The sequence below is a fragment of the Actinospica acidithermotolerans genome (assembly GCF_018139625.1).
Classification (GTDB): Bacteria; Actinomycetota; Actinomycetes; order Streptomycetales; family Catenulisporaceae; genus Actinospica; species Actinospica acidithermotolerans.
In genome coordinates this window covers 15,412-37,843 of sequence record NZ_JAGSOH010000009.1, presented here as the reverse complement: position 1 = coordinate 37,843, position 22,432 = coordinate 15,412, and the positions used below count along the sequence as shown (strand labels likewise).

Sequence of the window (22,432 nt, the reverse complement as noted above, 5' to 3'; positions counted from 1 at the left end):
CTCGGGCTCGGGCCGGCGGCCGGTCGCGCGCGAGGATGTCGAGTTCGGCCGGGTCGGGAGCCGCAGTGCGCGGGCCGCTGCCGCGAGCGCGCCCGCGGCGATCCCGACCGGCCCGCCGGTCGGGATCGCCGAGTTCGTCACCGTCGTGGGCCAGGCGGCAATCGGCCTCCAGGGCGGCCTTCTGCCCGAGGGCCGTTGCTATTCACGATTTCACCGGCCGACTACTACCCGACTTACCCGGGACATTGATATCCGCGGACTCGCAGTATGTGTATTCCTCGTCGTTTTCTGCGCCGATTCTTCGCCACCGGCTTCGCCGCCGGCGGTATAGTCGTGCGGGCGTCCGCGGCGCCTTCGCGACGCCGCGTGCCGCGCATGGTGAGACCCCGCCCGATTCCCTGAACAGGTTCTGGACGGGGCCCACCTCCGGTCGAGGTTCAGTCCTCGCAGGCAGGGCCCTGGTGTCGGTGTCGCCCGATGCCCGGGCCCTGCTCTCGTCAGCGTCGCAGCAGGTGGTGGGCCAGCGGGATGAGCCACGGGTCGACGACGATCGAGATCGCGACGACCCTGTCTCCGCTGCGGCGCACCGCGCGCGCCAACGACGAGGACTTACCCGCGACCCGCGCGGCGAACTTCTTCCACGGGATCACGCCGTGCTCCTTCATGGCAGCAAGGGGTACCGTCCGGGATTGGGCGGCTGTTCCCCCGGCGGACAGGTGAAGCGAAAGGCATCATCCTGCCGCCTGGCGCATTCGCGCCGACAGAGACATTACCGCCACCGGGCCCTGACGGCCTCCGCGCTAATACACGCTTATAACAAGTTATTAGTGCCTTGACAGGTCACGAGCGGGTAAATCACTTTTGGAGCCGCGTTCGCCGCCTGCTCATCGCACGGCGCGCGCGCCGTATTCAACCCTTGATGTTTTAGGCGTGCGCCGAAGCGGTCGGACCCGGGGGCTCGAGCATGCCGACATCGCGTCGGCATACCCCGCGTGTTACCAGTCCACGAGTCGCCGCAACGTCCCTGCGGGCCCCGCAGCCTCCGCCGCGGCCGGTCCCGGAGGAGACATATGCCCAGGGGGCCTGCCATGGGCGCTCCGCCGGGCCCGCTCGACGGAGACGTCGCCGCTTACTGCATGCACACCGCAGTCGGCCGGCGCTGATCCGGGTAGCGACGAGGTCGACCGGCTACAGGATCGTCGGCGCCGCCCCACCGGAGCTCGCCGACCGCCTCCGCGAGGGACCGCCGGAAACCTCGTTCGAGCCGCGGCTGTCGGGCCCGTCGATGCCTTCAAGGTCCAGCGCGGCCTGAAGGTTGCAGCGAAGATGCCCGACCGGATGCCACGAGCGAAGAGCGAGGACCGAGCCGTCGAGGTGAATGTCGTAGCCGTCTTCGACCTCGACGGCGCCGCATCCGGCCACGCCGATCACCGGGTGGGTCAGCATGGCGGCCACATCACGCACGTACGGATACGACGACCAGCGCAACTCCCAGACGGATTCCTCACCGTGCAGCCGGCGTTCGACCCTGAACATGCTGCTATCCCGTACCGGACGCTCGAGCGGGTCCCAGAACCAGTAGCCCATCGCCCAACGCCCCAGCGGGTCTCGCGCGTTCAGGCGGACCGCGAGCCCGGCCAGCAGGGTCTCGATCTCATCGGTCATCGCGGGAATCGCCGCAAGCGCCTCCTGCTCCGCCGCTGTCAGCGCGTGGGCGAGCCCGTGCGACTCGAGCCGTGACCGGCGGGGCGCCGGTGAGCCTGCGGGAAGCGGCTTCTGCCGGCCGGAGGGCCGCTCCGTGACGATCAATTCCGCCCCGGATTCGACGTCGATGACGTGGCGGGTCTCGGAACTGAACTCCTTGGCCGGGTCGTAGCGCAACCCGGGAACACGTAGTGAGCCCGGACGGGCTGCGACCATGCGGGAGGCGACGTTGACCGGAGTGTTGGAGATGATGACCAGGGCGTCGTAGCGGGGTGAGAAGGTCACGTTGTAGCGCGTGACCGAAGGGCAGCCCCAGCCGTACTCGGCGAAGGCCCAATCGTGGTCGTTGAACAGTCCCAGGGCCAGGATCGCGCGTAGTCTGCGCTGCCTCGCCGTGCAGTGGTCCAGGCCGGGCGAGCCGTCCCGCGCGGTGCCGGCCCGCGCCGCTACCCGGCTCTCCCCCGTGAAGGAACTGCGCAGATCGGCGTAGGCACGCCGGTTCGATCGCATGGTGGACAGCCTCTCCACTGCCCGGCCAGCATCTGTCGCACCACTCGAGTGGTTGAATCCAGGTTGAAGTGCGGAGTGGGCGCACCACGCCTCTGTAGCAAGCCGACCCGTCGCGCCGGGGCGATCGGTGGCGTAAGCGTTCCAGGCCTCCGCGACCCGGCGTTGACCCGACGGTATCGGTCACGGCCGCCCAAACGTCGCATCCCGCCGTCTGCGGCGTGTCGCCTCGAGCCAATAAACCACCAGGGGCACGCGGGAAACGATCACCGGGCCGAGCAGTCGCACCGGCCCAGGACCATCCATCTACCCCGGCCCTAGCCTCGCCCACCGAAGAGCCCTGCCGCTCGGTGTGACGAAATTCCTTAGACTTAAAGCAAACAGATTTACATGAATGCTGCAGCGTTGACGTGCTCTGATGCTGAGTGGTTCGCGGCATGCCTAGTCTTGCGCCATGACAACAGCCACCTTGATCGCCATAGCAGCGATCGGCCCGATACTGGAGACGATCCGCGCCGTCGTTGCGCTCTTCGTAGCTCGATCGGTCATCCTGGCGCTACGTGACACGACCACGACGACCGCGGCCACGATGGCGCCCCAGATCATCGCAGCATGCAATCCGCGGCGGGCCGGCCTGGGCACCACGCGGGAAGAGCAGACGTGACGGACATGACGGCCGCGATTCTCATTGGCCTGCGCATGGGCCCTGACATGGGCGGTGACCGCCGAGTACGGCTGTACATAAATAGCCGAATATACGACATGCCGGAGGAGCGGCTGGTCAGATGGCTCGCCCGGTTCGATCGTTCTCGGTCACGGGACCTGCTGGTCTACCGGGAGCGCCTGCACACGGCGTTGGCGGCAGCCGACAACGTGGTGTTTGGATTCGCCGGCGCCGTCCCGGGCGACATTGATCGAATGCGCCGGGATCGCACGACCGATAACCGATTGCTGGCACTGCGCATCGAGTCCTGGCCCCTGACGTGCGCAGTGTGTGGCAAAGAGCTTACGCCGCTGCACAAGGGCCGGGGGCGACCGAGGACGACGTGTTCACAGCCGTGCAGACAGGAGAAGTATCTGGCCCGCGCCCTGAAGTCATCCCAGCCGATGGCTGGACGAAATCGCAGCGCGCCATCGGGCGCCGGCCGCTACCGTAAAGGTCGTGCATAGGTTGTCAACGCAGGAGTGCGGACCCGACGGGGCGGCCGCATGATGGCCGGTCAGCCGCTGTTCCCCGAGCCGGCTTCGCCGCGCGTGGGTCCGCTGGGATACGTCGAGGCGCCGGTCCGCTGGTTCAAGACCTCCACCCGTCCGCAGGCTGTCGCGTCCCGGGCAGCGGTCAACGCCTGGTACGCCGAGTTCCCGGACGATCCTGGCCGCAAGCTCGCCAAGAGGCTCAGGAGCAGCGATGGCGTCGCGCACTTCGGGGCGTTGGACGAGCTCTACGTACACCACCTTCTGCGCCGGCGCTTCGACGACGTCCGGTACGAAGAAGACGGTAAAGGCCCTGACTTTCGCGTCTACGAGCGCGGGGTCTGCGTCGCCGCGGTCGAAGTCCTTTCCCTGTTCGAGCCCCCGGATTGGGCCGCGCCGCAGACTCGGCACGGCCGCATCGCCGACCAGCTCAACAAGGCCGTCAAACCCACGGCGGGCTACTTCGTCAGGTTCGAGGTCATCCGGGGCCAGCGCGACCCCTCGCCCAAGGCGTTCGCGAGATTCATCGAGAACGAACTCGAGCAGTTGCCCCCGCCCGAGCAGGTGCCGCATCAGGCGTCACCGCACCGCGCCTGGGCGCATTGGCCCCGAGCGATCTACCGGGAAGAGTCCGGCACGCAGATCGCCGTCACCTTCATACCGATGAAGCCGGAGGCGCCCTCGCGCACCAATCCCGACGCGCGCCTTGCCTCAAGCAACGCTTTCACCGGCGGAATCGTCCTGACAGCGCAAAGGCTCAAGGAGCGGGTCAGGGAGAAGGCCGGCGGCCGGTACGACATCACCGGCATCCCCTACGCCGTGGTCGCGGGCATCCACGACTTCCCCGACGAGGAAGAGATCATCGCCGGGATCTTCGGGCGAACCTGCCCGCAGGGCCGGGACAACACCGGTCTGTTCGGCATCGACAGCGAGAGGCCGGACGGCCGCTACCGGCGACTGTCCGCGGTCATCGCCCTGACCGGCCTGCCCCTGTGGGACACGGCAGCGCACGACGTGGCGCTGCTGCCCAACCCCCATGCAACGCACCCGTGGCCGCTGGACGCAATCCCCGCCCGGAACCTCGCACCCGAATACGAGAACCGGCCCGCGGAACCGGCGCCCTGAGGCCGGCCGAGGCGGCTACGCCGGTCCGGCAACCAGCCGCCTGGTCGGCTATGAGGATCAGTGGCTTGTGTCCGGTGGCGCGGTAGAGGTCGGCGGCCAGGCGTTCGAGCGCGAAGGTGACGCGGCACTGGCCGTTTGCGGCCTACGCCTCAGAACTCCACGCAGCGGGGTCTCGTCCATCCACAGCGCGCGGGAGATCACCGCGTTTCGGACGACGTTGGTCGCCTGCTCGAAGCTTGAGAACACGCCGCGATGAGACAGTGCCCAGAGCGCTCGGGCCCACGCTGCCGCTTCTACTGCTCGGATCCGTGTTGATGCGCCAACAGGAGGTTGTAGACGCTGACGCGGTCCTCGTGGCTGAGCTCGCCGCCCTCGGCGACGGCGACGAACACGTGCATGCCGGCGTCGTCCTCCGGTGGGTCGAGTTCCACCACGCGACCGCCCTCCGGGACCATCGCCGCCAGCATCGTGCTGACGAGCTCAGGAGAGAGCTCGCCATCGACGATGAAACTGAACTCCGGCTCAGGCTCCTCGATCGGCATCTACGTACCGTCCTGCCGCGCCGCCGCATTGTCAACCACCGAGTGCAGGTTTGGTTCGGTGAGCCAGGTGACCGCTGTCACTGGACTCGCCACTCCCTCTTGAAGCCGGGACGACGATCGAATAGTTGGGCCATGCGCAGCAGAGGCTCGCACTCTTCGCCATCGATGCGGCAGACCATCATGGGTATCGTCTCGTTCCCCTGCTCTGCAGCCGCGAGCACAGGCTTGTGCTGGGCGGCAGTCCAACGCAGGTAGCCGAGGAAGCCGAGTACCTGGACCGGGTCGTTCCGCACGGTGAAGGTAGCGATCTCCGGCGTGCTCGCGTCGAAGTCGACTCCCGGACCTGCAAGGACCCGAGTCGCCATATCCGGAGCAGAGCTGACGTGCCACGACGCCGGCCACTCGCCCACCTCGCTCTCTGGCACCGCGTGGGCGACCTTCCCGTCCTCAAGGATGCACATGACGACGAAGTCGTACAGATCTTGCAGCGGAACCACCACTGCCCCCTTCTTTTTTGGATCTTGAGTTACCGAATTCTTCACCGCGGCGGTGAAGAACCTACCGAAACCTGTCGCGTACCGCTGACGCCCCAGCGCGGTCCCACGTGCCCGACCTCGGCAGCCGCGGCACCGCCCGACGTCATCGAGGCTTTCAGGGCAAAGCGCTGAAATGCTGAAGTGGCGCTGCTGTACTCGGAGGCGCCGCGAGGTGGGGCGGTGGCCGCCGTTTTCTCATGCGTGCTGAGTGTCCCTGCGGTCCAGTCTGAAGCCATCGCGAAGGTCGCGCCTCTCGACTCAAGATTCGTCTGCCGCTCGCCAGGCGTAGGCTGTAGGTCCAGCAATAGCCGAGTATCCGTGACGTGGCTGGAATGAGTAGGAGCGGAACGCTCGGCCGCAACCGCGGATGCCAGGTGAACAGATGGACCTGCAGTCAGCGAGAGACCTCCAGGCCGAATTGCTCAGCATCGGTATGCCGTATGAGATCGCCCTCGGCATCGCCCCGATCAAGGGGGACTACTTCGAGCTGGCAGTCCGCGTTCAGCATGAAACCCCCGAAACGGTCAAGGTCCTCGCCTACATCGAAGACCAGGCTCGTGGCGAAGTCGATGTGCAGGTCATCGGTACCCCGCAGCTCCAGTGCAGCTGCGAGCCGTACGCGCCCGGAGCCTCCTGCGGCCGCGAAGACGCAGGTGTCGGCACTCTCGGACCGCTGGTGACGGTCCAGGGGACCGAGTACGTCGTTTCGAACAACCACGTGCTGGCCAACAACAACCAGGGGCGGCCCGGGGACGAGATCTGGCATCCGGGCGCGCCGCACCTCGCCTCGGCGGACCATGATCCGCCGCAACGAATCGGCACCCTGGCTGGCTTCATCCCGCTCAACGAAGACGGACCGAACACGGTCGACGCCGCGTTGTGCACCCTGGACGACGGCATCGACTTCTCCTGCGAGATCAGCGAAGTCCTGGACCCGGGAGAGCTCGTGCGGGGCATACGAGTGGCGAAACGCGGCTGGGCGACCGGGCACACCGAAGGCCACGTGACCGCCTTCGAGATGAACAACTTCCACATATGGTGCGAACCTCTCGGGCACGTGCTGTTCGCAGACCAGATCCAGATCGAGCCGGACAGCGGCTCCCTGTTCTTCAGCCTGCCCGGCGACAGCGGGGCGCTGGTGTACGAGCCGGAGACGAAGCAGGCGGTTGGGCTGATTTTCGCGGCGACCAGGGCTTCCCTTGAGCCCGGCCGCAGTGCAACATATGTAAACCCGATGCCAGCAGTCCTGGACCAGCTCGGAGCCGCGCTGACAGCGCGATGACCCTGGAGACAACATGGCAGACCGCGAAGCAGCACGAGCAGCAAGCCGAGCCCTAGCCAGCCGCTTGCGCTCCGACATGCGTGTCAACGGCGTCGGCATCACCGGCGACCGATTCGGGTTCGCAGTCAAGGTCAACCTGGTCGACGGCCTCGACCAGCCGGAGTTGCCCGCCGAGATCGACGGAGTGCCGGTCGAGACTGAAGTAGTCGGGCACAGCTTCCTGCTGCTGCAGTAGACCGCTCCGCCGATCCTTTCCGCCAGCTCGAGGGGTCAGTAGCCAACCGCAAAACCGGATCCCGACCTCGGCCTTCATCACCCGCGGTGGCCCGTTGCTCAGTCCTGCGCGTGCAGGCAAAGTGGCCGCCGTACCCGTCCGCAGCGGGCACCTCGCCGCTCCCCCGCCGCCCGCTGACGGGCCGCGGAAACAACACAGTGGACCGCGAACGCCACTCAGGGTAACGTCGCGGATCGGATGATCCACTCACTGGGGGCGATATGACGATCAACCAGCCGGGCAACAGCCCGTTCATCAAGCATCGCGCCATCGACCCGGCCGAGGTGCCGGTCGCCGAGCCCGGCCTGACCGAGGACGGGCGGGCGAAGGTCTCGCTCACCATGCCGACCGCGACTGCGGCGGCGATGACGGCGCTGCTCGAAGGCCGGCCCGTCGACCCCGCCGAGCTCCCGCGCCTGCGAGCGCTGATGGACCAGATCCTGCCCGCCTCCGCAGCCGCACGGCGCCTTGCCGGTGAAGACCCCGGCGCCGAGCGGGTGCCCGGCGCGGCCGAGTGACACGGCGGCCGTGCTGGTGAGCGAGACACCCGCGGGCGAGCGGGCCAGGGCGCTGGCTGCCGGGGCCGGGCAGGTCGCGTTCGCGCAGCGCTGGACCCACCGTCGCCGGACGTTGGTGCGCCGCCTGACCGGCGGCAGGCTCGGACGGGCCGCGCCCGAGGTCGTCGAACTCGAGTCACCCTGGCAGGACACCCTCTCGTTCGAGCGCGGCGGCGAGGGCTGGCGGGCCCGGAGCGCGAATCTGGACGGCGAGGAGGCGTTCGGCGTCGACTACAACGTGTGCCGCCGGTGCCGGGCCGGCTGGGTCGAGCAGCCGTTCACCTACCCGCCCTACCAGCGCTGCGGCCTGGCCTCGGCCGCCCTCGCGCAACTGCGCGCCGAGCACCCCGGATACGCATGGTTCACGCTCGGCGGGCATGAACACCCCGCCCGCCCGTTCTGGGACCGGGTCGGTGCCGCGGTGCCCGGCGGCTACCGGCAGCGCGCGCTGTGCCCGCACCTTGATACATGAACCGGCCCGCGACGCGAACACACGGGGTAGTCTCGATGCCCGTGGACGTCGACACCGTGGAGCAGATCCGTCGCCTGCGTGACGGGCTTGTGCGCAGCGTTGTCCTGCTGATCGCGTGTATCGCCGTGACCAGCGTCGCCGCGATCCTCGCGATGCTGCGCAGCCCGGGGCACGGCGGAGTGATCGTCGCTCTTGCGGGCGTGGTCGACCTCGCAGCGATCGCGGCCGCGGCTGTGATCAACGCCCGGGTTTGGCGGCGCAACGCCGAGTTGGCCGACGCCCTCCGGGAAGCTCACACCTCCCGGCACTAAACCCGATCACAGATCTCTGACACGAGCGTGCCGCGATCTGCCGCAGAGGCAAGGCCGCAGTGCACCGCGGGGTGCGCTGCTGCGGTGGAGCCGTGTATCCGGGGCGGGTTACTGCTGCGCGGTCGTGGTCAACTGGAGGTAGGACGGGTATCCGGCGGCTGCGGCCCGGTTGATCGCTTTGGTGGCCAGTTCGATCTGAGCCGGGTCGTCCGAGTTCAGGGCGGCGGTCCAGATCTCGGTGATCTGCTCGTCGCGTCGCCCGGCGGCCAGGCCCGCCGAGGAGCTCAGGTGCTTGGACCACTCGTGCAGCAGGTCCAGGACCGCGAGCGGCTCGGTGCGGTAGGCCTCGACCAGCCACTGCCAGGCGCGCGGCTCGCCGGGGAGGTCGCCCGCGGCCGCCAGGATCCGGGCGAGCCGGGCCAGTGCCTCACCGGTGGGCGCGGTGCGCAGGCACGTCGGCGCCAGGGTCAGCAGTTCCAGGCGCTCCGGCCCGGTCAGGACGGCCCCAGGCTGCGGGCCGAGTGCGTCCAGGCGCCAGTCGACGTACCGGTTGAACAGGTCGCGCTCGCCGTCGGCCTCCAGCCGTGCGGCGGCGAGGGTGAGGGCCAGGCCCCGCCGCGTCTGGCCGTCGGTGCGCGGGTGGCGCCACCACCGCTCGGCCAGGCCTCCGGGCGCCAGGTCGAGCTCGTCGTTGAAATACAGCCGCAGCAGGCGGATGCCGAGCTTCTGGTGGTCGGCGGCGGGCAGTTCGACGTTCAGGGCCTGCTCGAACAGCGGGAGCATGACCCGGTCGGCGGGCAGGTCGTCGCTGCGCAGATAGCCGGTGAACCCCGTGGTGCCCGGCGCGAGGGCGGCGAGGCGCTCGCCGGCGGCCGGATGGCCGAGAACCCGCAGGGTGGCCGTCTCGGCCCCGACGGCCTCGGCAACCGGGCCCGGTTCGGTGCCGGGATCGAGCCCGGCCAGCGCGTCCACGGCGGCCTGAGCCTCCTCGATCTCGGCCTGGCGGGCCCAGGAGGCGAAGGCGGCCACCGCGTGCACCGCTTGGCCGCGGTGCGCGGCATCCGGAGCGGGCTCGGAGCTCGGGTCCGGGCTGAGCGCGCCGGCGAGGATCGGCCAGACCCATCCGGCTGCGTGGGCCGGCAGCGCACCGATCTCCGCGGCGGTCCGCAGCAGCACGACCGCCTCGTAGCGGGCCGTGCCCCGGGCGGCGGCCGCGGCGGCCACCAGCGGCTGCAGCCCGTCCCAGTCGAGGACCGCGCCGCGGCGCAGCCCGTCGCCGAATCCGCCCAGGGCGCACGCGACCAGGTGCGCCTCGGCCTCGGCCAGTTCGGCCGCGTCCGCGCTGTACGCCGCGGCGCCTGCCGCCACCGCGGCGCGCAGTTCGCCGCCGAGGCCGGAGGCGGCGCTGAGGGCCTCCAGCGGATCCTGATCCTGTCCATCCGCCGCCTCGGCCGCGGCGGCGAGCCGGTCGGCGAGCTCGCGGGAAGATTGGGCACCGGCCAGCTCCGCGGCCTGCGCCGACCGGGCGAACCCGCCGACCGGTCGGATCCGCGGCCGCTGGAACGGCGCGGTGCCGTGGGTCTCGACCAGGTTCCCCAGCACCTCGCGGCCAGCGTCGTCCAGGATCGCCGCCGCGGCGGCGTACCGGTCCAGCCGCCACGCGGTCTCCAGCAGCGCGAGCACCTCCGCGGCCAGCTCCGATCCGCCTTGCTCCAGCCTCCGCTCCTGCCAGGCCGCCGTGTCCGGGCCGGCCTCGATCGCCGTCTGCAGCGTCGCGCGCTCGGCCGGGGCGAGCAGCTCGGCGCGGGCCTGGACCAGGCGCAGGAACTCGGTCTCGGTCGCCCGCTCGTGCAGCAGGCCCGGGTCGGAGATCACCTCCCGGACCAGGTCGGGCACCGCGGCCGCGAAGGGCTCGAGGCCGAGCAGGTGCAGCCGGATGCGGGCGAGCAGCCCGGCCGGCGCGAGCGGCAGGACGGCGAGGATCGCCTCCACCTCGGTGCCGGCCTCCGCCAGGCGCACGGCGACGTCGCGCGCCGCGGCCACCAGCCCGACGCGCGGGTCGAACAGGGGCTCGGTGGCCTGCGCGTCGGCGACGGCGGGCAGCCACACCGTGGCGATCTCCGCGTCCCCGGCCGACTCCGCGACCAGCGAGGCGAACAGTTTCAGGGCGTCGATGCCCATGGTGTCCACGAGCACGGGCACATGCGTGCGCAGCACCTCTCCGTACTCCCAATCCCCGATCCGCGTGCTCGGCGCGCCGTATCCGTCCTCGGCCGCATCCAAGGCCAGCAGCGCGCGCAGGACCTTCGCCGCGGCATCGCCGTGGCCGTCGGCCAGCACCGCGGCCGCGGCGGCGTAGTGCTCGGGGCCGAGCACGTGCGGCGCGGCGAGCGCCCGGACGAGCTGGTCGGTCAGGCGTACGGCGCGGTCGGGCTCGAGCAGCCGGGCGATGCGCGCCAGGTCCATCCCGACGCGGGGGTTCTCGCTGTCCGGGATGCCCTGCGCGGCCTGGACGATCTCGACCTGAACACTGGCGCGCCGCGCGGCCTCGTCGGGGTCGGTCTGCTCGGTGATCTGCGCCTGTTCGGCCATGCGCACCAGGTACGCCGACGCCGGCCACCACGGCACGCCGCCGTCCTCGAGCAAGCCCGGCGGATTCCTGAACACCTTCGCCGTGTGCAGCGGCGTGATCCAGGCCGGACCGGCTTCGGTGAAGAACACCTGCTGGGTCAGCGTGTCCTGGGGGAAGTCCTTCGGCAGCGCCTGGGCGTGGGTCTTCGTCGGCGCATCCAGGGCCAGCAGCGCACGCAGCCGCTCGTGGACGAACGTCCCGTACCGGGTGGCGTGGGCGTCCAGGGCCTCGTCGAGGATCCGCTCGAGCAGGTCGACCCGCTCAAGAACCTCGGCATCGACCGGCCGCGGCGGCTCCAGGTTGCGCCGGTGCGCCCACCCATGCAGCTCCCCGGCCAGACCGGCCCAGCCGGCGACCACCTCGGCAGCCAGATCGAGCCCGGCGGCGATCGCCCGGATCTCCTTCCTCTGGTTCTCCCCGCTCCCGGCCAGTTCGAGCTCCGCGATCCCCGCCGCGACCTCTGCGCGGCGTGCCTCGGCCTGCTCGCCCGCCACCAGCGGGAGGTCGGCAAGCATGGCCAGGATCTGCGCGCGGCGCCGCTCGCCCGGGCCCCCGTCCGGGTCGGTGACGGCCTTCGATTCGCGCAGCACCTCGCGCAGCGCCGACTCGAGCTCGCGCATCATGTGGTGGATGAGCATGAAACCCGAGGGCAGCTGCTCGGCCGCGTCGACCAGAGCACACAGCGTCTCGAAGTTCGCCCTCGGCCCCGCACCGAGGCGCTCGAGATGGACCCGGATCCGGGCTCGGCGCGCCGGATCGGGCAGAGGCAGGCCAGGAGCGCGGAGCGAGGTCTCGTGCACGGATCACCGATTTCAACATGACGCTGCAGGGACCTGACCAAGCCTAGCGGCGCGGAACCGGTCGAAGCTCGCCGCGTTCCGACCCGCCGCCCGAACCTTGGCCATGCGCGCGACGATGCACTGTGACGGCCGGGGAGGGTGACGCGGCCGCGGCCGTCCTCGACTTGGACGTTGCGGTCCGGGAGGGCCCGCCGAGCCTGGACCGGACGGCGAAAGCGCCGTCGACTGGATCTCCACCATGGAGGCGGCAAATCCGCAGCTCCGGGGCCACCTTTGGTCCAACGCTTCTCCAGCAGCAGTGCCACAAATCGTGAAAGCGCAGCCCAGGGCACCGCGGCGCGATGGCGGCGGCCAGTACGCGCCCGTCGCGTGCGAGGCGCTGGGCGGCGCCGTCGCAGGCCGGACGCCAGCGGCGCAGGAAGTCGCTGTGCCGGATCGGCTCCCCGCGTCGGTTGGCAAACAGTAGATCAACCCCACCGAGGGCCGAGCAGTGCTCGGCGAGCAGGCCCACCAGGAACGGGGGCAGATCGAGCGCGCGCCCGTAGCCGCCCTTTGGCGGCCCGAAGAAGCGGCGCGCGTGCACGTCCTCGTGTACCGCGCCGGCCGCCGCATCCACCTGGTACCACCCCGCGCCGGCGAGATCCGTCCGGGCACGCTCGCTCGGAGCGCCGGGCAGGTGCAGGAAGCGGCTGTTCATGCCGCACACCTCGCCCCACCGCATCCCCGTGAAAAACGCGATCAGCGCCATCAGCGCCTCTGGCCGCTGCAGACGCGCGCACACCGCAAGCACCTCCTCGGCGCCTACGGCGAAGCCCGGACGGACAGGCGCGCCAGCGCCGTTTCGCCGCTGCCTGAGCCGTACCGCGGGCGCGACGGGGATCAGCCCTTCGGCGGCGGCGTCCACGAGGAGGTCGCGGATCACGCTCAACACCACCGTGACGGTGGACGGCGCCAGCCCCTGGGCGCGCAGACGACGAGCGAAGCCAGCCAGGTCAAGCCCGGTGATCCCGGACAGCGCCCGCTCCCCGAAGTATGGGTGCACATGTCGCCGGTACTGCTGGGCATAGGTCTCCAAAGTGGCCGGCGCCAGGTCCTGTGCCGGGAACCAGCGCAGCCACCACTCCCCCACACTCAGCCCAGGCTCAACCCGAAGGCCAGGCCACAGCCGTGCGGAGGCCTCCCGCTCATCCGCGTACTTCTGCGCCGCGCGCTTGGAGGCGAAGCCCGACCTACTCGTGTACCCACTCCCCTCACCTGTTGGCCAGTGCGCCCGCCACACCCGCCCGCACCGCTCCACATACGCCATGCCACAGCCGCCTCAATTCGCCGCCGACCTCCACCCACTCGCAGTCTGATCTCCGCGAAATCTGATCGTCTACAGAACCTCAGGGGCGGCCAGGCTCACGCAACCAGCACTAATGGCGGGCTTCGCGGACCTCGATGTACGTTCCTTCGGGTTGCGGTGCTTGCCACACAGCGTGCTCAGCGGCGAACGGGTGCCAGACGGCCAGAGCCTCGCGCATCGCCTCCACCCGAAGGTTCGGCCGCCGTGCGGCCAGAGCACCACGCACGTCCCGCGCCGTCTCGCGGTACACCAGGCTCGGATCGATCGGCGTCGCTGTACTCACGCGGGCAGGCCGGCCACTGGCGCCCGCTCCCCGACCACGACTGAGCCGTCCATCTGCCCCGCAGCACAGCCTCGCTCTGGTGCACGCGCTCCATGCCCGGGCGCGCACCACCGGGTCCGGATCCTCGTTCACGCGCAGCGCCTTGGCCCACTGCCCAAACCGGATACGCCGGTGACACGCGGATCTCGTTGTCCATGCCGGCGTGGCGGGCCCCGTCCTCGCACCCTCCGGGTCCCAGCCCGGTGCTCTACCTCATTGAGCTACACGCCGATGATGATCGGCATAGTAGTGGCCTCGCAAAGCAACACATCAGCGGAGTAACCGATGCTCGCCCTATGGCGGACCGGGGCTGCGGCGCACCCGCTGTTCTCACCCGGGTTTTCCCGCTGCCAGACCTGCTTCCTATGACTCGAGCTCGCGTAGGCGCCAAGAGGTGAGCGAGCAAAGGTCGCGTCCGCGGGCGATCCGCGAACCTGGCATGATTGGGTGGCCCCGCCGGTACGCAGAGTGCACCTGGTCAACTCATCCAGGGCATGCTGACGACGTGGGATTGCTTCCGGGCTGGCTGGGCGCGGTATCGAGGCTGTGAGGCCTCAGTGGGCATGGTCGTGAGAGAGGGAGGGCGCGCAGTTGCCTGCGGGGCGAGACGGACAGGGCCGCGGCCGCGCGGCCGGGGGCGGTGTGCCGGATCGGCTTCAGCGCCGATGGGCGCAGATCGGGCCGAGCCCGTACCCGTGGGAGCAGGAGGGGCTCGACCACATCCGGGGCCTGATGCCGGAGCAGCCTCCGTACCGCGCGGTGGCGCTGTTCACGTTCACCGCGTTCAGCGGCCGCATCAGCGAGTGCGACCTGTTCATCGCGGTGCCCGGCGGCCTGTACCTGGTCGAGTTGAAGGGCCACCCGGGGCGGGTGGTCAACCGCGGCTCCCAATGGATCTTCCATGCGCAGGGTTCCGACCAACGGTCGCGCACCTTGACTCTGCACAACCCGCTGCACGCGGTCGACATGAAGTCCAAGGACCTGAAGTCGCGGCTGCAACGGGCCGCCCAGGATCTCCGCCTGAACCTCACCATGCCCAGGATCGAGCCGGCGGTCTTCCTCTCGGACCAAGGGCTGGTCTCCGAGCTCGACAGCGTGGAGCGGCTGCACGTCTACGGGCGCGACGATCGGCAGACCGGCTTGCCGGGGATCTGGAAGGACCTGCTCGCCCGGCCGCCCGCGCGCGCCGGCCGGATCGACGACGAGTTCACGAAGCATCTGCCGCGCCTGTTCAACGCCATCGGCGTGTCCGCTCCGCAGGCGCATCTGCGGTACGGAGACGACTGGCGGCTGGCGGGCAAACCGCTCGACCAGGGCCCGACCTGGGAAGACCGGCTGGCGACGCGTCAGGGCGCGATCGAGGAGACCGGGCGGGTCCGGATCTATTTGACCGAGCTGGAGGCGAACGACAGCGCCCGGACCGCGGTGGCACGCGCTGCCGAGCGGGAGTACTACCTGCTTCAGGGCTTGCGGCACCGGGGCATCGACGAGGCGCGGGACATCAGGCACCACGCCGGGGGCCCGTCGATCCTTTTCCGGCACGACACATCGGACCTGCGTCTCGACCAGTACATGGCGGTGTTCGGCGACCGTATGACGTTCGAGACGCGGCTCGGGCTGGTGCGGCAATTGGCCGAGGCACTGCGCTATGCGCACCGGCACTCGCTGTATCACCGCGCCCTCGCGGCCCGGTCGGTCTACGTGTCGGCACGGTCTGACGGCTCCCGTCCGACGCTGCGCATCGTGGACTGGCAGACGGCGGCGCGGGACTACGCCCAGTCCATCGCCACCCGGCTCAGGTCGCTGGGCCGGGACGACGCCACGGACGCTCACCTGCGCGACGAGTCGGTGCTCTATCTCGCGCCGGAGTTCAACTCCGAGTACCCGGATCCCATCGGCATGGACGTGTTCGGGCTCGGCGCCGTCAGCTATCTGATTCTGGCGGGTCAGCCGCCCGCCTCGACCAAGGGCGCGCTGCTTGAACGCCTGCAGGCCGAGCGCGGTCTGCACCCGGCCGCGTTGGTCGACGGGCTCGAACCGGCGGTCGACCGTTTGGTGTACGACGCGACCCGGCACGACGTGGACGACCGGCTGCCTGATGTGGACGCGTTCTTCGCGCTGCTCAAGGACGCCGAGGCGGGCCGGTCGCGGACCACGACGTCCGAGCAGGCGCCCACTGAGTACGCCGATCCGCTCGAGGCCGGGCCGGGCGACTGGCTCAGTGAGGATCTGTGCGTCCGGGAGTTGCTGGGTACCGGCGGGACCGGTCGGGCGCTGCTGGTCGAGAAGCTGACCGAGGCGGAGGACGGGCAGACGCGGGTCACCGAGCATGTCCTGAAGGTCGCGCTGAACCACACCGACGCCCGTGATCGCCTGTGCGCCGAGGCCGAGGCGCTGGAGAAGGTGGGTGGCGGCCAGATCGTACGGCTGCTCGGCGGGCCGCGTGAGCTGGGTGCCGGCAGGCATCCTGTCATCGACATCCAGTACGCTGGTGACCGCTCGCTCGCGCGCCTGCTGCGCGAAGAGGGCAAGCTGCGCTACGTCCGATTGAAGAACCTCGCTGAAGACCTCTTCCAAGCGCTGCTGTCGCTTGAGCGCAACGAGGTGGTGCACCGCGACATCAAGCCGGACAACCTCGGCGTATACAAGCTCCCGCGTAACGACGAGCGGGTGCTGCTGCTGTTCGACTTCTCGCTGGCAGCGTGCAGCCCGTCAGATACGGCCTCGGGCACGAGCGGCTACCTCGACCCGTTCCTCGGCAGCGGCGGTTCGCGCCCCCGCTATGACGAGCACGCCGAGCGGTACGCGGTGGCGGTGACGCTGCATCAGATGGCTTCGGGCGAGAAACCCGTGTGGGGTAACGGGACGAGCGACCCGAAGTCTCTCGACGACGAGCTGCCCAGCATCGCCACCGAACTGTTCAACCCGCAGCTGCGCGAGGGGCTGACGAGGTTCTTCGAGAAGGCCCTGCACCGGGACGCCGACCGTCGCTTCGACAGCGCCCGGCAGATGTTCGAAGCCTGGAACCGCGTGTTTATCGACGCGGAGCGCACCGGACCGACGAGCGAGACGGATGGCGAGCCGCGGCTGGTCCGCTCCGTGGAGGACCTCGAGGCGCAGCGCGACGCAGCGAGCGAGGCCGCCGAGCCGGCCACGCCGCTGGATGCCGCGGGTCTCTCACCGGCCGCTATCGAGGTGGCACACAGCCTCGGCGCGTCGACGGTGGGCGAGTTGCTGGCCGTGCCGCAGTACCGGATCAACCGGGCGCGCGGGGCGGGCACACTGGCGAAGCGGGAGCTGAATCGGCGTTACCGGCAGTGGGCCCGGAAGTTCCGCAGGCCGGCGGGCGCCGGGAGCAGCGCGCGGCCCGATTCCGACGCGCTCCGGGCCGGGCAGCAGCCGGGCGCGGAAGAGCTGTCGCAGGCGGCTGACGCGGCGGCGGTGGAGCGGCTTCCGGTTGACGCCATGGCGAATGGCCTGATCGAGGCGGTCGAGGGCACGGTGCTGCGGCGCCGGGCGGGCAGCAAGAAGATCCCGGCGATCCGTGCGTACCTCGGCTTGCCCGCGGAGCCGGGCGCGCCGGGCGCGTCCGCGCCGACGCTGTTCTGGCCGACGCAGAAGGAAACGGCGCTGGCGCTCGGGTTCGCTCAGTCTGCCTCGGTGAACCAGTATCTGAGTGCGGCCGTGGTCGAATGGGCGCGGCTGGAGTGGATGGCGCGGGTCCGCGACGAGCTCGCGGAAGTGCTCGCGGCGCAGGGCCGCGTTATGGCGGTGCGGGAGCTAGCGTCCGAGCTACGGGCCCGCTTCGGCGCGCGAACCGAGGATCGTCGGCAGGCCTTGGGCGACGCCCTTGCGGTTACGCGCGCGGCGTTGCTGGTGGAAGCGGGCGAGAACGAGCCGCGCTTCACCGAGTCCCGGCGTGGCGGGGGCGTGTTCGTAGCCTGCGAGTCTCTGCCGGGGTCGGCCGTGGCCCATCCGGCGAAGGACGAGTTGGTCGATTACGCAGTGCGGCTCGGGCTGTGCGCCGACGACGCGATCCGCGCCGAGCCGCTGCCGGGGCCGAAGGCGGTTCGCGAGCTGCTGCGCTCCGTGCGTGAGCCGGAGGGGCAGATAGCGCCGTTGTCGGATGCGCGGCTGGTCGCGCTTGCCGCGGCCGCTTCGGCGAACGCGCTCGCCTCCGCGCGTGCGGACCTCTATCCGCGGGACCTGGGTCTGGCGCGTGCGCTCCGGATTTCGCAGGCTGCGGCCGGAGTCGGTTACGAGCCGGGGGTCTCGGTCGGAGATCTGCTGGAGCGGGTGCTGGTGCGTTTTCCCGAGCTCGACTTCGGCGATGTGACGCCGGTCGAGCTGGGCGACGCGCTCAAGGAAGCGGGTTATCCGCTGCGATTCGACACGGGCAAGCAGGTGTTCCGGGGCCCGGAGCGTTCCGCGATGCAGTCCACCCAGCTGGCCTCGGGTACTGCCGTGGACGCTGCGGCCTCGGGTATGGCCGGCGGCGCCGCTTCCGGCGCGGTCGTGGACGCAGCGGTCAAGCGTTTGGGTGAGGCCGTCGAGGACGGCGGGTTCCGGGCGTTGACGGTGAGTGTACGTCACCTGCCGGGCCTGTCCGCGGCGATCGAGCGCCGCTTCCCGTCGTTGATCTCCGTGGACGGCAACGCCGAATTCCTCGCGTGCTTCCGCGAGCTTGCGGCCGAGCAAGGCCTGGAGTGGGAGCGAGTACTCCGCGTGGACGCCAGGCTTCAGGTCAGCGCCGGGCCGGAAGGCCGGGGAGAGGCCCCGCGGTCGTACGCCGAGTACGTTGCGGAGGTCGCGTCGAGACTGCATGCGAAGTGGGCGGAACTTGCCTCGAGTCAGCCGCGATCCACGGTGCTGTTGCACAACGCGGGCCTGCTGGCTCGATACTGGGACATCGCCGGGCGCGACCTGGTCGTCGGGCTGCAGCAGAGCGCGCGCAGAGCAGCCGAAGCGCCGCGCGGCCTGTGGCTGCTGTGCCCGGCGGAGAGCGCCAGGAGTAGCCCGAACCTGGACGGACGCTTGGTGGAGACGGTTGTCGCGGACGGTGAGTGGATCGTGCTCGGCAGCGCTGCTGTCGAGGAGCTGAAGTGTCAGGATCAGGGCGCTGGGCAGGGATCGACGGTGGAACGGAGCGGGCACGAGTGAGCGGGCGCGGAACGAAGAAGGGCAGCGGCGGCACTCCGGACCTGCTCGCCGACCTGCGGGGCCAGGTCGCTCTACTGGAAAGCGATCTGCGTGCACGGGTGTCCGTCGAGGGCAGCGGGAAAGACGGCAAGCTGCCGGCCGAGGCGGACCTGCGCAAGGAGCACGACGAGGCGTACGCGGCAGGACGTACGGCCGCTACATACGAGTCATGGCTCGACGGGCAGATCGCGCAGTCGGCGGTGGCTTGGGTGCTCGGCTGCGTGTTCGTACGCTTCGCCGAGGACAACGAGCTGATCGACTGGCCGTTCCTGGCGGGCCGGGGCGAGCGGGTGACGATCGCTGAGGACCGGCACGGAGAATACTTCGCCGAGCACCCGGAGAAGAACGACCGCGACTGGCTGATCGCGGCCTTCGACCACTTCGCGGCCCAGTCGGACGCGGCAGCGGAACTTTTTAACCGTGAACACAACCCGCTGTGGCGAGTTACGCCGTCCTTCGAGGCGGCAACCGATCTGATCAAGTTCTGGCGCAGGCGCGGGCCGGACGGCGATGTCGTGCACACGTTCGTCTCGGGCGGGAACGACGAAGACGGCGACGCCGGCCTGCTCGACACGCGATTCCTCGGCGACGTGTACCAGGACCTGTCCGAGTACGCACGGAAGACGTACGCGCTGCTGCAGACGCCAGAGTTCGTCGAGGAGTTCATCCTCGACCTGACGCTGGAGCCCGCGGTCGAGGAGTTCGAACTCGAAGGACTGCGGACGATCGACCCAGCGTGCGGCTCCGGGCACTTCCTGCTGGGGATGTTCCACCGGCTGCTGACGAAGTGGCAGGAGCAGGAACCGGCAACGGACCGCGCCGAGTTGATCCGACGCGCGCTCGGAAGCGTGCACGGCTGCGACAAGAACCCCTTCGCAGTGGCGATCGCCCGGTTCCGTCTGCACATCGCCGCGCTGAACGCGGCCGGCGCGACGAAGCTGGCCGAGGACCACGGCTTCCGGCCGATCGTGGCCGTGGGCGACTCGCTGCTGCATGGCAAGGACAGCGCGGGCGAGCAGGATGCGCTGTTTGGCGCGGATGGGGAGGCTGTTCAGCGCGCGGCGCATAGTTACGCGACGGAAGACGCGGCCGAGTTCGTGGAGAAGTTCGACCTGCTAACGCGCGGCACGTACCACGTGGTCGTGGCGAACCCGCCGTACATTGTCGTGCAGGATAAGGCCGAGAACGCGAACTACCGGGCAGCGTACGGCGAAGTTTGCAAGGGAAAGTATTCACTAGCAGCACCGTTCGCGCAGCGCTTGTTCCAGCTGGCGGTCCACGGCGGCGGGCTGCGTGAGGGGTCCGGGTACGTCGGCCAGATCACGGCGAACTCGTTCATGAAGCGCGAGTTTGGCAAGCCGCTCATCGAGAAGTACTTTGCGCAGAAGGTCGAGCTCTCACATATCATTGACACGTCGGGAGCGTACATTCCTGGGCACGGCACGCCCACGGTGATCCTGATTGGCCGGAACCACATGCCGGACAAGCTGAAGCCGATCAGGGCGGTGCTCGGCGTGCGCGGCGAGCCGGGAGCGCCGGAGGATCCGGCCAAGGGCTTGGTGTGGACTGCGATCGTCGATCAGCTTGGTAAGGCGGGGAGCGCGTCCGAGTGGGTCTCGGTTGAGGATTCACCTCGCGAGCGCTTCGAAGAGTACCCATGGTCTGTAGGAGGCGGCGGAGCAGGGGAGCTATTTCAGCGAGTCGAGGGTGCTCTCCATCAGAAGCTGGGTACCATCACCGCGCACATGGGATTCGTAGCAATTACGGCAGAGGATGAAGCATTCTTCCTCGATGTAGCTACAGTGCGACGACTCGCCATCGAAAGCGGCCGCCCAATGGTAACCGGGGACGGAGTGCGCGACTACCACGTGACCGTGGATACCATTTCAGCTTGGCCCTACGGGGAGACGCTCGCCGTGCGATCGCTCGACGATCTTCCCGCATTTCATCGTTTCGTTTGGCCAAGAAGGCGAGTTCTTCAACGGCGCAAGCGCTTCGGCAAATTGATTGAGGATATCAACACGCTTTCCTGGTATGAGTACGGCGAGCTGTATCGCGAAAAGCTGAAGGCTCCCCTGACGATCATGTTCGCTTTCGTCGCCACACACAACCACTTCGTACTTGATCGCGGTGGGAAGGTGTTCAACCGCTCCGCACCTGTGATCAAGCTGCCGGAGGGGACGAGCGAGGAAGAGCACCTAGCGCTGCTTAGTGTTCTCAACTCCTCGACTGCCTGCTTCTGGCTGAAGCAGGTTAGCCAGCCGAAGGCAGGAACGTCGAACTCAAGCGGTGGTGGTGATCGCTGGAGCCCAGAGCCGTGGTACGAGCGGTACGAGTTCACCGGCACGAAGCTCCAGGAATTCCCGCTACCGGCCGAACTCCCCCTCGCCTACGGCCGCGCCCTCGACCAGCTCGCGGAGCAACTCACTACCTTCGAGCCGTCGCACGTCTGCTCTGCCCCCCTCCCTACGCGTGCCGCTCTCGACGCCGCCCACGCGGACCACGACCGCACCCGCGCCCAAATGATTGCTCTCCAGGAAGAGCTCGACTGGTACATCTACGGCACGTACCACCTCCTGACCGCCAAGGAACTCGCCGCGACGACGGTCGCAAACTTCGAAGACGTTTCCGAGCTCACCCTCGGCGAGCGTGCCTTCGAGATCGTCCTCGCGCGCAAGATGGCCGACGACGAGGCGAGCACTCAGTGGTTCGCCCGCCACAACTCCGCCCCCATCACCGAGCTCCCCGCCCACTGGCCCGCCGACTACCGTGCCGTCGTCGAATCCCGCATCGCGCTGATCGAGTCCCGCAGCGACCTCGCGCTCATCGAGCGTCCCGAGTGCAAGCGCCGCTGGGCCACCACCCCCTGGGACAAAAAGGAAGCCGACGCCCTTCGCTCTTGGCTCCTGGACCGCACCGAGTCCGCGGACCTCTGGTACGCCCTGCGCGAGGGCTTCCGTCAGCCGCGTCCGCTCACCATCAACCAGCTCGCGGACCGCCTACGTGCCGACGACGACTTCACCTCCGTCGCCTCCCTCTACGCGGCTCATCTTGGCAACCCGGACATGCCCCTGGAACGCGTCCTCGCCGACATCCTCGACGCCGAGCACGTGCCCTACCTCGCGGCTCTGCGCTACAAGGAGGCAGGCCTGCGGAAGCGTGCGCAGTGGGAGCGGACTTGGGAGTTGCAGCGCGAGGAGGACCGGACCGGCAAGCGGCGCGACATCCCCGTTCCGCCGAAGTACACCTCCGCCGACTTCGTGAAACAGAGCTACTGGTCCAATCGCGGCAAGCTCGACGTGCCGAAGGAGCGCTTCATCGGCTACCCGGGAGCCTCGCCCGACGCCGATCCAACCCTTCTGCTCGGCTGGGCCGGCTGGGACCACAAAGACCAGGCGCAGGCCCTGGTGAACCTCGTCAACGATCGCTCGGCACAGCTCGCCTGGGGTGCCGATAAAATCGCTCCCCTGCTCGCTGGCCTTGCTGAGATCCTGCCCTGGATCAAGCAGTGGCACGGGCAATACGACGAGGAGTGGGGCGGCGTCCCGGCGGAGGACTTCGAGGCCTTCCTCAACGAGCGGCGCTCGCGATTCGGAGTGGGACAGTGACTGGTGGGACTGGAGCAGTGGG

17 protein-coding genes are annotated in these 22,432 nt (G+C 69.3%); 10 read left to right on the top strand and 7 right to left on the bottom strand.

All coding sequences use genetic code 11. The annotated features are described in order from the left end of the window. Positions 1-497 precede the first annotated feature (497 nt). Both KDK95_RS05660 and KDK95_RS05655 read right to left on the bottom strand, forming a co-directional pair. The gene (locus KDK95_RS05660) at positions 498-665 is read right to left on the bottom strand and encodes a hypothetical protein (protein WP_212516943.1); all 168 of its coding nucleotides are present in this window, start codon (positions 663-665) and stop codon (positions 498-500) included. Positions 666-1,188: 523 nt separating this feature from the next. Continuing rightward, entirely contained in the window at positions 1,189-2,214 is a 1,026-nt protein-coding gene (locus KDK95_RS05655; RefSeq protein ID WP_212516942.1) for a hypothetical protein, read from the bottom strand. Between the two features lie 451 nt (positions 2,215-2,665). On the opposite strand from KDK95_RS05655, the gene KDK95_RS05650 reads away from it, so the two are divergent. The 3 genes from KDK95_RS05650 to KDK95_RS05640 are packed head-to-tail and all read left to right on the top strand — an operon-like array spanning position 2,666 to position 4,530. Next, complete coding sequence (locus KDK95_RS05650) at positions 2,666-2,875, top strand: hypothetical protein (RefSeq protein WP_212516941.1); 210 nt, start codon at positions 2,666-2,668, stop codon at positions 2,873-2,875. Further along, positions 2,872-3,381 (top strand): hypothetical protein, encoded by a 510-nt coding sequence (locus tag KDK95_RS05645; protein ID WP_212516940.1) that lies wholly within the window; start codon positions 2,872-2,874, stop codon positions 3,379-3,381. Before KDK95_RS05650 ends, KDK95_RS05645 begins: the two co-directional genes overlap by 4 nt. A 39-nt stretch (positions 3,382-3,420) precedes the next feature. Beyond that, positions 3,421-4,530: a hypothetical protein gene (locus KDK95_RS05640; protein WP_212516939.1), complete on the top strand. Its 1,110-nt coding sequence runs from the start codon at positions 3,421-3,423 to the stop codon at positions 4,528-4,530. A 293-nt stretch (positions 4,531-4,823) separates the two neighbouring features. Here the strand turns inward: KDK95_RS05640 and KDK95_RS05635 are convergent, their stop codons facing one another. Next, a complete protein-coding gene (locus KDK95_RS05635) occupies positions 4,824-5,072 on the bottom strand; it encodes a hypothetical protein (RefSeq protein WP_212516938.1) in 249 nt (82 codons plus the stop codon). 77 nt (positions 5,073-5,149) lie between these two features. Beyond that, positions 5,150-5,572 carry a DUF6221 family protein gene (locus KDK95_RS05630; protein WP_212516937.1) on the bottom strand — a complete coding sequence of 141 codons (423 nt, stop codon included), beginning with the start codon at positions 5,570-5,572 and terminating at the stop codon, positions 5,150-5,152. Between the two features lie 418 nt (positions 5,573-5,990). Between KDK95_RS05630 and KDK95_RS05625 the strand changes: the two genes are divergently transcribed. The 5 genes from KDK95_RS05625 to KDK95_RS05605 all read left to right on the top strand — a co-directional run bounded on the left by KDK95_RS05625 (position 5,991) and on the right by KDK95_RS05605 (position 8,504). Next, positions 5,991-6,890, top strand: a complete 900-nt coding sequence (locus KDK95_RS05625; RefSeq protein WP_212516936.1) for a hypothetical protein — start codon at positions 5,991-5,993, stop codon at positions 6,888-6,890. A gap of 76 nt (positions 6,891-6,966) precedes the next feature. Continuing rightward, complete coding sequence (locus KDK95_RS05620) at positions 6,967-7,125, top strand: hypothetical protein (RefSeq protein ID WP_212516935.1); 159 nt, start codon at positions 6,967-6,969, stop codon at positions 7,123-7,125. Between the two features lie 260 nt (positions 7,126-7,385). Then, positions 7,386-7,682, top strand: coding sequence for a hypothetical protein (locus KDK95_RS05615; protein ID WP_212516934.1), 297 nt, complete (start codon positions 7,386-7,388; stop codon positions 7,680-7,682). A 16-nt stretch (positions 7,683-7,698) separates the two neighbouring features. Next, positions 7,699-8,193, top strand: a complete 495-nt coding sequence (locus tag KDK95_RS05610) for a hypothetical protein (protein ID WP_212516933.1) — start codon at positions 7,699-7,701, stop codon at positions 8,191-8,193. 41 nt (positions 8,194-8,234) lie between these two features. Beyond that, a complete protein-coding gene (locus KDK95_RS05605) occupies positions 8,235-8,504 on the top strand; it encodes a hypothetical protein (protein ID WP_212516932.1) in 270 nt (89 codons plus the stop codon). 108 nt (positions 8,505-8,612) lie between these two features. Here KDK95_RS05605 and KDK95_RS05600 read toward each other — a convergent pair whose 3' ends face one another. The 3 genes from KDK95_RS05600 to KDK95_RS05590 all read right to left on the bottom strand — a co-directional run bounded on the left by KDK95_RS05600 (position 8,613) and on the right by KDK95_RS05590 (position 13,564). Continuing rightward, positions 8,613-11,936, bottom strand: coding sequence for a hypothetical protein (locus KDK95_RS05600; RefSeq protein ID WP_212516931.1), 3,324 nt, complete (start codon positions 11,934-11,936; stop codon positions 8,613-8,615). Between the two features lie 43 nt (positions 11,937-11,979). Then, positions 11,980-13,065, bottom strand: coding sequence for a tyrosine-type recombinase/integrase (locus KDK95_RS05595; RefSeq protein ID WP_212516930.1), 1,086 nt, complete (start codon positions 13,063-13,065; stop codon positions 11,980-11,982). Positions 13,066-13,351: 286 nt separating this feature from the next. After that, on the bottom strand, positions 13,352-13,564 hold the full coding sequence (locus tag KDK95_RS05590) for a hypothetical protein (protein WP_212516929.1): 213 nt from the start codon (positions 13,562-13,564) through the stop codon (positions 13,352-13,354). A 681-nt stretch (positions 13,565-14,245) separates the two neighbouring features. Here KDK95_RS05590 and pglW point away from each other — a divergent pair. Together pglW and pglX are read left to right on the top strand one after the other, a co-directional pair. Beyond that, complete coding sequence (gene pglW, locus KDK95_RS05585; protein ID WP_307844187.1) at positions 14,246-18,763, top strand: BREX system serine/threonine kinase PglW; 4,518 nt, start codon at positions 14,246-14,248, stop codon at positions 18,761-18,763. Further along, complete coding sequence (gene pglX / locus KDK95_RS05580) at positions 18,760-22,410, top strand: BREX-2 system adenine-specific DNA-methyltransferase PglX (RefSeq protein WP_212516927.1); 3,651 nt, start codon at positions 18,760-18,762, stop codon at positions 22,408-22,410. The genes pglW and pglX overlap by 4 nt, the downstream gene beginning before the upstream one ends. Positions 22,411-22,432: the final 22 nt, after the last annotated feature.

Excerpts from the sequence above, each read along its gene's own strand:
- KDK95_RS05625 (WP_212516936.1), top strand. The coding sequence starts at position 5,991 with ATGGACCTGCAGTCAGCGAGAGACCTCCAGGCCGAATTGCTCAGCATC.
- KDK95_RS05650 (WP_212516941.1), top strand. The coding sequence starts at position 2,666 with ATGACAACAGCCACCTTGATCGCCATAGCAGCGATCGGCCCGATACTG.
- KDK95_RS05660 (WP_212516943.1), bottom strand. The coding sequence starts at position 665 with ATGAAGGAGCACGGCGTGATCCCGTGGAAGAAGTTCGCCGCGCGGGTC.
- KDK95_RS05640 (WP_212516939.1), top strand. The coding sequence starts at position 3,421 with ATGATGGCCGGTCAGCCGCTGTTCCCCGAGCCGGCTTCGCCGCGCGTG.
- KDK95_RS05635 (WP_212516938.1), bottom strand. The coding sequence starts at position 5,072 with ATGCCGATCGAGGAGCCTGAGCCGGAGTTCAGTTTCATCGTCGATGGC.
- KDK95_RS05655 (WP_212516942.1), bottom strand. The coding sequence starts at position 2,214 with ATGCGATCGAACCGGCGTGCCTACGCCGATCTGCGCAGTTCCTTCACG.
- KDK95_RS05615 (WP_212516934.1), top strand. The coding sequence starts at position 7,386 with ATGACGATCAACCAGCCGGGCAACAGCCCGTTCATCAAGCATCGCGCC.
- KDK95_RS05620 (WP_212516935.1), top strand. The coding sequence starts at position 6,967 with ATGCGTGTCAACGGCGTCGGCATCACCGGCGACCGATTCGGGTTCGCA.